Below are 12509 nucleotides of genomic sequence, written 5' to 3'. Positions count from 1 at the left end.
TTACACGCTTTTCGACAACATTTTTCTATGGGTGTGGATCGACATAACAATCCCGAACCCGGCCATCAGCACGATAAGTGCCGAGCCTCCGTAACTGACCAGTGGGAGTGGAACCCCAACCACGGGTAGAATACCGCTCACCATACCAATATTTACGAAGACATAAACGAATAATATCAACATTAAGCCACCCGCCATGACGCGACCAAAGGTGGTTTGCGCGCGGGCAGCGATCCATAATCCGCGCATAATCAGCAAAATGTAGAGCGTCAACAGAATCAAGATCCCCACCAGACCCAGCTCTTCCGCTAAGACAGCAAAGATAAAGTCGGTGTGGCGTTCGGGTAAAAACTCAAGCTGCGATTGTGTACCATGCAGCCAGCCTTTGCCGCGTAACCCGCCGGAGCCAATAGCAATTTTAGACTGAATTATGTGATAACCCGCGCCCAGCGGATCGGTTTCCGGGTCGAGCAGCATCATGACGCGCTGACGCTGGTAATCATGCATCAGGAAGAACCACAGTATCGGGATAAACGCCGCGACCAGAACCACCGCAACGCCGATTAAGCGCCAGCTCAAACCAGAAAGGAACAAGACAAACAGACCGGAAAGGGCGACCAGAATTGAAGTGCCGAGGTCAGGTTGGGCGGCGACCAGCAGCGTGGGCATAAAAATCAGCACCAGCGCAATGGCGGTATTTTTTAGCGATGGTGGGCAAACGTCACGGTTAATAAAGCGCGCAACCATCAGCGGCACGGCGATTTTGGCAATTTCAGAAGGCTGAAAACGCACGATACCCAAATCCAGCCAGCGCTGCGCACCTTTGGAAATGGCGCCGAAGGCGTCTACCGCCACCAACAGAATGATGCAAAAGATATAGAGATAGGGCGCCCAGCCCTCATACACCCGGGGGGGAATTTGCGCCATCACTACCATGATGACCAGGCCCATTGCGATCTGGCCGACTTTGCGCTCCATCATGCCAATATCCTGGCCGCTGGCGCTCCAGATGACCAGTGAGCTGTAAACCAGCAGAGCCAGCAAAATAAGCAACATTGTGGGATCGATGTGGATTTTGTCCCAGAATGTTTTTTTGTTCGGATTATCCGTCACGATTATTGGTCCTCCGCTGCTGCAACCGCTGGGTTTTCCGCAGGCAGATTGGTGTTGTTGTCGCCCAACATAATATGGTCAAGAATCTGGCGCATAATGGTACCCACCGCCGGACCCGCACCGCCGTTTTCAAGGATCATGGCGACAGCGACCTGGGGTTTATCATAGGGGGCGAAGGCCGTCATCAGCTTGTGGTCACGTAAACGCTCGGCGATCTTATGTGCGTTATAGGTTTCATTAGCTTTCAGGCCAAAGACCTGCGCGGTACCTGATTTCGCCGCAATTTTGTAAGGCGCGCCAGCAAAATACTTATGCGCAGTTCCGTTAGGGCGGTTCGCAACACCGTACATACCGTCTTTCGCGATTTCCCAGTAACCAGAATGAATATCGCCAACGGGCGGTTCGTGCGGCTGTACCCACGGTACCTGTTTGCCGTTTTCTGCCGTGCTCATCAACAGATGCGGGACTTTTATCAAACCGTCGTTGATAAGGATCATCAGCGCTTTACTCATCTGGATTGGGGTTGCTGTCCAGTAACCCTGGCCGATGCCGACGGGAATGGTATCACCCTGATACCATGGCTTTTTAAACCGTTTTTGCTTCCACTCGCGGGTTGGCATATTGCCGGAGCGTTCTTCGGCAAGATCGATGCCCGTATATTTGCCGTAGCCAAATTTGCTCATCCACTCTGAAAGCCGGTCAATCCCCATATCATAGGCGATTTGATAGAAAAACGTATCCGCGGACTCTTCCAGAGAGCGGGTGATATTCAGATGGCCGTGCCCCCACTTTTTCCAGTCGCGGTAACGTTTTTCAGAGCCCGGTAGCTGCCACCAGCCCGGATCGAACAGGCCGGTGTTGCGGGTGATGACGCCTGCGCTTAACGCAGAAACCGCAACGTAAGGTTTAACCGTCGAAGCAGGGGGGTAAACACCCTGTGTGGCGCGGTTAACCAAGGGGGTGTTCGGGTCATTGAGCAACCCGGAGTAATCTTTACTGGAGATACCATCCACGAACAGATTCGGGTCGTAGCTCGGCATAGATACCAGCGCCAGAACGCCTCCGGTACGCGGGTCGGTAACTACCACGGCGGCACGACTGCCCGCCAGCAGCGTTTCAATATACTGCTGGAGTTTCAAATCAAGGGTGAGATAGATATCGTGCCCGGCCTGCGGCGCTACTTCTTTCAGTTGGCGAATGACGCGGCCGCGGTTGTTCACTTCAACTTCTTCATACCCGGTCTGGCCGTGAAGCACGTCCTCATAATAACGTTCAATACCCAGCTTGCCGATGTCATGCGTTGCCGCGTAGTTAGCCAGTTTGCCGTCTTTGTCCAGGCGGTCTACGTCTTTATCGTTGATCTTCGATACGTAGCCAATTACGTGGGTCAGCGCAGAGCCGTATGGGTAATAGCGGCGTTTATAGCCTTTAACTTCGACCCCAGGAAAGCGATATTGATTCACGGCAAAGCGTGCGACCTGAACTTCAGTCAGGTTGGTTTTTACCGGAATTGAGGTGAAACGGTGTGAACGGGCGCGCTCTTTTTTAAAGGCAGCAATATCGTCGTCCGTCAGGTCTACGACGTTACGCAGCGCGTCGAGGGTATCCTGAATGTTGTCTACCTTTTCCGGCATCATTTCTATCTGATAAATGGTGCGGTTAAGGGCGAGAGGAATTCCGTTGCGGTCATAAATGATGCCGCGACTCGGCGCGATAGGCACCAGTTTGATGCGGTTTTCGTTCGAACGGGTCTGATAATCAGTGAAGCGAACGATTTGCAGATTATAAAGGTTGGCGATCAGCACGCCGGTTAGCAGCAAAATCCCCAAAAAAGCGACCAGCGCCCGGCGCACAAACAGCGCGGACTCAGCCGAATAGTCGCGAAAAGAATTCTGTAGTTTCATCCGCTGCTTAATCTACTCAAGAATCAATGATCACTCACGGTGATAAGGATGGTTGGTGGTAATGCTCCACGCCCTGTACAGACTCTCCGCAACCAGAACCCGAACAAGAGGGTGTGGAAGGGTTAATGCAGAGAGTGACCAGCTTTGTTCCGCTGCCGCTTTACAGGCAGGAGAGAGACCTTCCGGCCCGCCAATTAACAGGCTGACGTCACGACCGTCCAGTTTCCAGCGCTCCAGTTCGGTCGCCAGCTGCGGCGTGTCCCAGGGTTTACCCGGGATATCAAGGGTGACGATGCGGTTTTTGCCTGCGGCAGCCAGCATCTGCTCACCCTCTTTGTCGAGAATGCGTTTAATGTCCGCGTTCTTGCCGCGCTTTCCTGCCGGGATTTCGATCAGCTCAAAGGGCATATCTTTCGGAAACCGACGGAGATACTCGGTAAATCCGGTTTGTACCCAGTCAGGCATTTTCGTACCCACAGCGACAAGTTGCAGCTTCACGCATTAACTCCAGAGTTTTTCCAGTTCATACAGGCGACGACTCTCTTCCTGCATCACGTGGACAATCACATCGCCGAGGTCAACGACGATCCAGTCAGCGACATTCTCGCCTTCCACGCCGAGCGGCAGCAGGCCAGCAGTGCGGGACTCCTGAACCACGTGGTCTGCAATAGACATAACGTGACGGCTGGATGTACCGGTGCAGATAATCATGCAATCAGTGATGCTGGATTTGCCCTGAACGTCTAAGGCGATGATGTCTTGACCTTTCAGGTCATCAATTTTGTCGATTACAAAATCCTGGAGTGCTTTACCCTGCAAGTGTTCCCCCTGGGTGAAAAGAGTTAAAAACGTCTGTTAGTATACCTGAACCAGAGGCGATATCGGGACAAATGTCTCCGAATGCGCTTGTGAAGTGCGCTATCATCCCACCCCACGCTACAGAATGCATCGCCATTTTTGTAAAACAATTTCTGCAAAGCTCTGAAGGGCGGGAAAAGTCAGGCTGCGGAGAATAACAGCCTGTCATGGGGTGTCAATGGGAGAGAGGCCCTTCGGCATAAAAAACAGCGCTTTCACTCCCCGTCGCGCCATACGGCCCGGCTGTTAAGCACTTTCAGAACCGCAAAATCGTCACAAAAATCAATTGCGCTCCAGCAGCCTTGTTCGACGCGGAAATGCCACATTGCCGCAGCGGGCATGGACAGCAGACGGGCGATCAACACGCTCAGCACGCCTTGATGACTCACCACCAGCAGATTTTGGCTCGCTTTATAATCAGCAAGCTGGGCAATGAAACGTTCCACTCGCTGGGAAAACGCCTGAAAACCTTCGCCATTGGTGGGCGTCGCATTCTGCCAGTCGTTACACCATACGGCGTAATTTTCGGCGTCTTCGCGCGCCAGATCGCGATGGTGACGCATTTCCCAGTCACCAAAAAACATCTCATTAAGCTCAGGCATGTTGCGCACAGGAACTTCACGTTCCGCCAGAATCAACTGCGTTGTATGGCGGGCGCGTTCCAGTTCGCTGCACAGAACGTTGTCGACAGGGACATTGCGTAACAGCGTACCCAGCGTTTGTGCCTGAGCGATCCCCCGTTCCGTTAGCGGTGTGGGGGCGTGGCCGCTATATAAACCAGCGACATTGGCTTCGGTTTCGCCATGACGTACTAACCAGAGTCTCATGTTTTCCTCGTGAGGCTATTCGCACAAAATATGATGTTTGCCCTGATTGCGCAGTGATTTTTCACTAAAATACCCTTTTTTACGTGGAGCGGCACGATGTCTTTATTGAAGAGCGCACATGGCGGTAACACCCGAGAAGCCGCCGAATTGTTGGGCATCTTGCCTGAACAGTTGCTGGATTTTAGCGCTAATATTAACCCGCTGGGTATGCCGGTAAGTTTAAAACGGGCGATTATCGACAATCTGGACTGCACGGAGCGTTACCCGGATGTCGATTACGCGCAACTGCATGCCGCGCTGGCGGAGCATCATCAAATTCCGCCCTCGTGGATCCTGGCCGGGAACGGTGAAACCGAATCCATTTTTACCCTGGTGCATGGCCTGAAGCCACGCCACGCGATGATCGTGACGCCCGGGTTTGCGGAATATCGTCGGGCGCTGCAATGGGGAGAGTGTACGATCCATGAGTTTGCGCTGTGCGAAGACGATGGCTGGCAGCTTACCGATGCGATCCTCGATGCGTTAACGCCTGAGCTGGACTGCCTGTTTCTCTGTACGCCCAATAATCCCACCGGGTTGTTGCCCGAAACCCGCCTTCTGCGTGAAATTGCCACGCGTTGCGAGTCGCTGGGGATCGCCCTGATCCTTGATGAAGCGTTTATCGATTTTATTGCCAAGGAGTCGGGGTTTATCCCGTTACTGCACGAGAACCCGCATATTTGGGTGCTGCGTTCGCTCACCAAGTTCTATGCGATCCCGGGACTGCGTCTGGGGTATCTGGTCAACAGTAACGAACAGGCGGTTGCACAGATGCGCAGCCAACAAATGCCGTGGTCAATTAATGCGTTTGCTGCCCTGGCTGGCGAGATTATCTTACGCGATAGCGCATATCAGCGGGAGACGTGGAAATGGCTGGAACAAGAGGGGGAGCGGTTTGATCAACAACTGCAAGATCTGCCCGGCCTGACGGCGTATCCCGGCCGGGCAAATTATCGTTTATTACGCTGCGATCGTGCGGATATTGATCTGCAACTTGCGTTGCTGAAACAGCATGTCTTGATTCGCAGTTGCGCCAATTATCCGGGGCTGGATGCGCGCTATTATCGGGTAGCCGTTCGCAGCCAGGAAGAGAATAACCACCTGCTGACGGCCTTACGCAAGGCGCTTAGCGGTACAGTCCCTGTTGATTGATATAGTCAAGCACCGCGTCTGGCATTAGGTCGTCGCACGGCTCGCCCTTTTCCAGGCGCTCACGGATGAGCGTGGCGGAGATGTTAAACCACGGCGTTTCGGCCAGGTAAATTTTCCCGCAAGGCAGGTTGTGCAGGTCATCTGCTGAATGGGTCAGATGATCCTCCAGCCATTGCTGGTGTTTTTCCTGCGCCATTTCGAGTGGATAGCCCGGACGTCGGCACACGATGAGGTGGGTATTACCCAGAATCGTGTGGTAGTCATGCCAGGAAGGGAAGGTTAGCAGCGAATCCTGACCAATGATAAACGCTAATGGCACGTTCGGGCCTTGCTCCTCGCGCCACTCTTTTAGCGTTTGCGCGGTGTAGGAGGCGGTATCGCGTTTCAGCTCGCGTTCATCCAGGGAAAACAGCGGTTTATCAGCAATGGCCAGTTCAACCATACGCTTACGTTGCTCACCGGACGCTTCGGGCTGCGCACGATGTGGCGGCACGTTATTGGGCATGATGATGACCCGGGAAAGGCCAATCAGATTCGCCAGAATTTCAACCGGTTTAAGATGACCGTAATGCACCGGATCAAAGGTGCCACCGAACAGAGCCTGCAATGATTTCATATCAACCATCAATAAAAACATCGGCCAGCGATTTATGACAGAGCAAAAGGGAAAGCCCCTCAAGTTCCGCCCACACTGACTGACCATAGTCTTGTTTAAGCGTAATTTCCGTACGCGTTAAAAGCGTAACAGCCTGACGCAGTTGCGCCGGGTTCATCCGGTTTAGCGCATCTCCCATCATGCCCCGGCGATTTTGCCACACCCGGTGTTTATCAAACAACGTGCGCAAAGGCGTATGGGCCGACTGCCGTTTCAAGTTAACCAGCAACAGTAACTCACGCTGGATCGTTCGCAGCAAAATAACCGGCTCGCTACCTTCCAGGCGTAGCTGCTGCAGAATGTGCAGCGCGCGTTTGCTTTTGCCCATTAGCAGCGCGTCTACCCAGTGGAATGGGGTAAAGTGCGCGGCATCGTTAACCGCTTTCTCCACGCGAGGCAGCGTTAGCTTGCCGTCAGGCCAAAGCAACGCTAATCGTTCCAGCGCTTGCGCCAGTGCTAACAAATTACCTTCATAGCAATAGCACAAAAGCTGATTGGCCACGTCATCCAGTTGCAGGTTATTAAGTTTCGCCCTGGCGGCAACCCAGCGAGGAAGCTGTGCTTGTTCCGGCGTCTGGCAGCTTACCTGAACCGCGTTATTCGCAAGCCCCGTATACCATGCGGCGTTTTCCTGTGCCCTGGTGAGTTTGTTGCCGCGAACTATCAGCAGCAGATCGTCATGTAACAGAGTGACGAGTGACGCGAGCTGTTCATTAATGGCGGCATTAGGGCCATTTTCAGGCAACTGCAGAAGCAGGGTTTGACGGCTGGCAAACAGGCTCATCGCCTGGCAGAGTGAAAAAATCTCTCCCCAGTCGGTGCTGTTGTCCAGAGTGAAGGCGTGGTGTTCTTCGAATCCTTGTGTTGCGGCAGCCTGACGGATGGCATCCTGGCTTTCCTGCAATAAGAGGGGATCGTTGCCCAAGAGTAAATACGCCGCGCGCAGCCCTTCATTGAGCTGTGCGCGAAGTTGTTCAGGGTACAACTTGAGCATCAGTTACCCAGCGTGGTGGAGACACGCGCCGGAGATGACGCAGGCGCTACGGTTTTATTCTCCGCAGGCTCAGCATCAGCATTGGATGACTGAGTATCGGCCAGATGTACGCTTGGCAGCTTACGAATCAACTGTTCAGCCGCTTTGTCATACATCTCTTTTATGATCATGTCCTGCTCGTTATCCTTCGCCAGTGCAGCCTGTGGGTTGTCAAAGAACGAACGATAAACTTTGGCGCTGATCGGATAAATATCATGACCTGGAATCAGCACAGTAGCACTTACGGACATCACCATCTGGTATTCAGCCGTTTGACCGTTCTGGAATACCGATGCCGTATCCTGCGAAATGCTGACCGCACCCAGACGTAAGGACGTCACATCTTTACGCATGGTACCGTCTTCAAGCAGCGTAACGCCGTTCAGACGCAGCTGATTACGCACCGCGCGGCTTAACGGGCCGTTCGGATCGCCAGAGTTCAGGATCATGGTTTTCATTGAGGGTGGAACCTGCGTAGTGTTACGCAGATGCCAACCACACCCGGCGGTGACAAGCACCGCCAGCGATAACAACAATGTTGTCAGAAGTCGCACGCTTCCTCCCGCGCTTAGCCAACGACCAGATTGAGGAGTTTACCCGGTACATAAATCACTTTACGTACGGTAACGCCATCAAGATATTTTGCCACCAGATGCTCCTGGCCAGCACGTTCACGAACCTGCTCTTCAGTGGCGTTTACCGGAACGGTGATTTTGCCACGTACTTTGCCGTTTACCTGAACCACAACCAGCGTTGAGTCTTCAACCATTGCTGCTTCGTCCGCCACCGGCCACGGCGCGTTGTCGATATCGCCTTCGCCTTTCAGCGCCTGCCACAGGGTGAAGCAAACGTGTGGGGTGAACGGGTTAAGCATGCGTACAACAGCCAGCAATGCTTCCTGCATCAGGGCTCTGTCCTGCTCGTCTGCCTGCGGTGCTTTCGCCAGCTTGTTCATCAGCTCCATAATCGCCGCAATCGCGGTGTTAAAGGTCTGACGACGACCGATATCATCGGTGACTTTAGCAATGGTTTTATGCACGTCGCGACGCAGCGCTTTTTGATCTTCGCTCAACACATCAACGTTCAGGGCAGCAACATCTCCCTGGGAAGTATGTTCGTAAACCAGTTTCCAGACACGTTTCAGGAAGCGGTTCGCCCCTTCAACGCCGGACTCCTGCCATTCCAGCGTCATATCAGCCGGAGAAGCGAACATCATGAACAGACGTACGGTGTCGGCGCCGTAGCGTTCAACCATGACCTGCGGGTCGATACCGTTATTTTTCGACTTGGACATCTTGCTCATGCCGGTATACACCAGTTCATGGCCTTCTGCGTCCTTAGCCTTAACGATACGACCTTTTTCGTCACGCTCAACGATGGCATCAACCGGAGAAACCCAGTTACGTTCGCCGTTGGCGCCAACGTAGTAGAACGCATCGGCCAGAACCATCCCCTGACACAGCAGCTGTTTAGCTGGTTCATCAGAGTTGACCATGCCTGCGTCGCGCATCAGTTTGTGGAAGAAGCGGAAGTAGAGCAGGTGCATGATGGCATGTTCAATACCGCCAATGTAGATATCAACCGGCAGCCAGTAGTTCGCCGCGTCGGAATCCAGCATACCTTCCTGATACTGCGGGCAGGTGTAGCGCGCGTAGTACCAGGACGACTCCATAAAGGTATCGAAGGTGTCAGTTTCACGCAGCGCAGGCATACCGTTAACGGTGGTTTTCGCCCACTCCGGATCGGCTTTGATTGGGCTGGTAATGCCGTCCATGACTACGTCTTCCGGCAGAATAACCGGCAGTTGGTCTTCTGGCGTCGGCAGGACGGTACCGTCTTCCAGCGTCACCATCGGAATCGGCGCGCCCCAGTAACGCTGACGGGAAACACCCCAGTCACGCAGACGATAGTTAACTTTACGCTCACCCACGCCTTTAGCTACCAGCTTGTCAGCAATGGCGTTGAAGGCCGCTTCGAAGTCGAGGCCGTCAAACTCACCGGAGTTAAACAGCACGCCTTTTTCGGTCAGCGCTTGTTCAGACAGATCCGGCTCTGCGCCTTCAGCGGTCAGAATTACCGGCTTGATGGTCAGGCCATATTTGGTCGCAAATTCGTAATCGCGCTGATCGTGACCCGGAACGGCCATAACTGCGCCTGTACCGTATTCCATCAGCACGAAGTTTGCTGCCCAAACCGGGATCTCTTCGCCAGTCAGCGGGTGAACGGCTTTGAAACCAGTGTCGACGCCTTTCTTCTCCATGGTCGCCATTTCGGCTTCAGCAACCTTGGTGTTGCGGCATTCGTCAATGAAGGCAGCCAATTCTGGGTTATTTTCAGCGGCTTTCTGCGCCAGCGGATGACCTGCAGCAACCGCCAGGTAGGTCGCACCCATAAAGGTGTCCGGGCGTGTGGTGTAGACGGTCAGCGTGTTGTCGTAATCGTTCACATCGAAGGTGATTTCCACGCCTTCAGAGCGGCCAATCCAGTTGCGCTGCATCGTTTTCACGGTGTCAGGCCAGTGATCCAGATTATCCAGGTCGCGCAGCAGTTCGTCAGCGTAAGCGGTGATTTTGATGAACCACTGCGGGATCTCTTTACGCTCAACTTTGGTATCGCAACGCCAGCAGCAGCCGTCGATAACCTGTTCGTTCGCCAGTACGGTCTGGTCGTTCGGGCACCAGTTAACGGCAGACGTTTTCTTGTACACCAGCCCTTTTTTGTACAGCTCGGTGAAGAACTTCTGTTCCCAGCGGTAGTATTCCGGGGTGCAGGTTGCCAGCTCACGGCTCCAGTCGTAACCGAAACCCAGCATTTTGAGCTGGTTTTTCATGTATGCAATGTTGTCATACGTCCACGGTGCCGGGGCGGTGTTGTTTTTAACCGCAGCGCCTTCGGCAGGCAGGCCGAACGCATCCCAGCCAATTGGTTGAAGTACGTTTTTGCCCAGCATACGCTGATAGCGAGCGATCACGTCACCGATGGTGTAGTTACGTACGTGGCCCATGTGTAGTCGACCAGAAGGATAGGGAAGCATAGACAGGCAGTAATACTTCTCTTTGCTCTCGTCTTCGGTAACTTCAAATGTGCGCTTCTCATCCCAGTGAAGCTGTACTTTGGATTCTATCTCTTCCGGGCGGTATTGCTCTTGCATGGCAGCCAGTGGTCCTGTTTTCAATACAGCTACAAACGTAGCTCTAGATGTGGTGTTTTAGATCCGCATAGCATAGCCCAAACGCCCGCGCCAAAACAGCCTTTCGCGCATTCAACGTTGAATTCCCGTAAGGATAATTCTTGCACGAATTTACACACTCTGTGGACAGTCTTGCAAAGCGTAGCGTAAATAACGTCTATTATTATAGACAGTTAACGACCCAGGAGGCGAAGCGATGAACAAGGTTGCTCAATATTACCGTGAACTGGTGGCTTCACTGAGTGAACGCCTGCGTAATGGCGAACGCGATATTGATGCGTTGGTGGAACAGGCGCGTCAGCGCGTTATGCAGACCGGGGAGTTAACGCGCACCGAGGTGGAAGAGCTCACCCGGGCCGTCAGACGCGACCTGGAAGAGTTTGCTCTGAGCTATGAAGAAAGCCTCGATGAGGAGACCGATAGCGTCTTTATGCGGGTAATCAAAGAGAGTATCTGGCAGGAACTGGCCGATATTACCGATAAAACGCAGCTCGAATGGCGCGAAGTGTTCCAGGACCTCAGCCATCACGGGGTTTATCACAGCGGCGAGGTGGTCGGGTTGGGCAATCTGGTGTGCGAGAAGTGCCACTTCCATTTAGCGGTGTACACTCCTGATGTGCTGCCGCTATGCCCGAAATGCGGACACGATCAGTTCCAGCGTCGACCGTTTGAGCCGTGATTTTCACCTGAGAGCCGCTAACGCGGCTCTGTGAGGGATTGCGAATGTGTTACGCCACAACGCGTTGATTCCAGGCATCCGTATAGATGATATTTCCATCGCAATGCTTCCATGTGATGCTTTCATAGCGTAGCAGAATGGTTTCAAGATGTGTCCCGGTTGAAGCTCCAGGATAAAGATCTGCGGTAATGGATGTGATTTTCACATTGTTTAGAATGATATTAAAATACGCCTTTTCCATATAAATATATAATATTTGGTCATTTGAATTTTTCGAATTTTTCTGTAATGACCGGATAAAACCAAAAAATAGCAATAATACTGATGAGCATTAGCTCCCACCAGTATTCAGGAAATAAATATAACCAGAGCACGGCAAAAACTATCAAGATTGCTGGGAGTACAAGGTTATATAGTACAACTGATATTAGACTCTTAAACATCGAATCTTTCCATGATTTCGTCGGCAAGCTGATCGAGGTTAGAATAGACACCAGCATGAACTTTCTGAATTATTTCTGAAAGAGCTGGCTCAACGAAGTAATAGAGCATCTCCAGCTTTGCTTGGTAAAGAATCCAATAATAACTTGGATCTATTGCTTTCAGTGCCCGGGCTGCCATAGCTGCTTTTTGCTGAAACCCATAGACCTGCAGAAGATAAACGCCAACTGGCATTTTACCAGCCAGTTTTCGCGCAACGGCTTTTGACTGTGCAATAGCTTCCGCCATAGCTGAGGCTACAGTAAACCGTGTACATCGTATTTGTGAATCCATTCTCAATATATATGGATAACTGCCTGTCATTCTGAAACCTTACCCTGAGATAATCTGAAGCATTCATTCAATGTTCATCTGATTTGTTGTGCCGGGTGCTGCATGATACATTAATCTGCTGGGGGGTTTATTCAGTATTACCTGACAAATTAATGAAGTAACGCAGTATTCACGTTCGCTATTAGCTAAGGAAGGTGCGAATAAGCGGGGAAATTCTTCTCGGCTGACTCAGTCATTTCATTTCTTCATGTTTGAGCCGATTTTTTCTCCCGTAAATGCCTTGAA

General features: G+C 52.4%; 12 protein-coding genes and 1 pseudogene. 2 read left to right on the top strand and 11 right to left on the bottom strand.

Going from position 1 to position 12509, the window contains the following annotated elements:
- From mrdB to HV334_RS17200, 5 genes are all read right to left on the bottom strand, one after another.
- A complete protein-coding gene (gene mrdB, locus HV334_RS17220) occupies positions 1-1113 on the bottom strand; it encodes a peptidoglycan glycosyltransferase MrdB (protein WP_006685529.1) in 1113 nt (370 codons plus the stop codon).
- Between the two features lie 2 nt (positions 1114-1115).
- Complete coding sequence (gene mrdA, locus HV334_RS17215; protein ID WP_016152233.1) at positions 1116-3017, bottom strand: peptidoglycan DD-transpeptidase MrdA; 1902 nt, start codon at positions 3015-3017, stop codon at positions 1116-1118.
- A 30-nt stretch (positions 3018-3047) separates the two neighbouring features.
- On the bottom strand, positions 3048-3515 hold the full coding sequence (rlmH, locus tag HV334_RS17210; protein WP_003022725.1) for a 23S rRNA (pseudouridine(1915)-N(3))-methyltransferase RlmH: 468 nt from the start codon (positions 3513-3515) through the stop codon (positions 3048-3050).
- A 3-nt stretch (positions 3516-3518) separates the two neighbouring features.
- Entirely contained in the window at positions 3519-3836 is a 318-nt protein-coding gene (gene rsfS, locus HV334_RS17205) for a ribosome silencing factor (RefSeq protein WP_003022728.1), read from the bottom strand.
- A gap of 254 nt (positions 3837-4090) precedes the next feature.
- Complete coding sequence (locus HV334_RS17200; protein WP_016152234.1) at positions 4091-4702, bottom strand: adenosylcobalamin/alpha-ribazole phosphatase; 612 nt, start codon at positions 4700-4702, stop codon at positions 4091-4093.
- A gap of 96 nt (positions 4703-4798) precedes the next feature.
- Here HV334_RS17200 and cobD point away from each other — a divergent pair, with 96 nt between their 5' ends.
- A complete protein-coding gene (cobD, locus tag HV334_RS17195) occupies positions 4799-5893 on the top strand; it encodes a threonine-phosphate decarboxylase CobD (RefSeq protein ID WP_181220686.1) in 1095 nt (364 codons plus the stop codon).
- Here the strand turns inward: cobD and nadD are convergent.
- The 4 genes from nadD to leuS are packed head-to-tail and all read right to left on the bottom strand — an operon-like array spanning position 5868 to position 10732.
- Positions 5868-6509, bottom strand: a complete 642-nt coding sequence (gene nadD, locus HV334_RS17190; protein WP_087121840.1) for a nicotinate-nucleotide adenylyltransferase — start codon at positions 6507-6509, stop codon at positions 5868-5870. The two genes, cobD and nadD, sit on opposite strands and share 26 nt — an antisense overlap.
- Before the next feature lies 1 nt (position 6510).
- Positions 6511-7542 carry a DNA polymerase III subunit delta gene (holA, locus tag HV334_RS17185; protein ID WP_181220685.1) on the bottom strand — a complete coding sequence of 344 codons (1032 nt, stop codon included), beginning with the start codon at positions 7540-7542 and terminating at the stop codon, positions 6511-6513.
- Positions 7542-8135 (bottom strand): LPS assembly lipoprotein LptE, encoded by a 594-nt coding sequence (lptE, locus tag HV334_RS17180; RefSeq protein WP_181220684.1) that lies wholly within the window; start codon positions 8133-8135, stop codon positions 7542-7544. Before lptE ends, holA begins: the two co-directional genes overlap by 1 nt.
- A 14-nt stretch (positions 8136-8149) precedes the next feature.
- Entirely contained in the window at positions 8150-10732 is a 2583-nt protein-coding gene (gene leuS / locus HV334_RS17175; RefSeq protein ID WP_049040670.1) for a leucine--tRNA ligase, read from the bottom strand.
- A gap of 235 nt (positions 10733-10967) precedes the next feature.
- On the opposite strand from leuS, the gene HV334_RS17170 reads away from it, so the two are divergent.
- Positions 10968-11450 carry a zinc ribbon-containing protein gene (locus HV334_RS17170; protein ID WP_003022748.1) on the top strand — a complete coding sequence of 161 codons (483 nt, stop codon included), beginning with the start codon at positions 10968-10970 and terminating at the stop codon, positions 11448-11450.
- Between the two features lie 49 nt (positions 11451-11499).
- Here the strand turns inward: HV334_RS17170 and HV334_RS17165 are convergent.
- Together HV334_RS17165 and HV334_RS17160 are read right to left on the bottom strand one after the other, a co-directional pair.
- Positions 11500-11709, bottom strand: a pseudogene (locus HV334_RS17165) (type VI secretion system tube protein Hcp); the annotation flags it as partial.
- Between the two features lie 176 nt (positions 11710-11885).
- Positions 11886-12179 carry a hypothetical protein gene (locus tag HV334_RS17160; RefSeq protein ID WP_181220682.1) on the bottom strand — a complete coding sequence of 98 codons (294 nt, stop codon included), beginning with the start codon at positions 12177-12179 and terminating at the stop codon, positions 11886-11888.
- Positions 12180-12509 lie beyond the last annotated feature (330 nt).

The sequence above is a fragment of the Citrobacter sp. RHBSTW-00944 genome, from assembly GCF_013615435.1.
In the GTDB taxonomy this organism is placed as follows: Bacteria; Pseudomonadota; Gammaproteobacteria; order Enterobacterales; family Enterobacteriaceae; genus Citrobacter; species Citrobacter braakii.
This window is presented reverse-complemented; position numbering and strand designations above follow the sequence as displayed.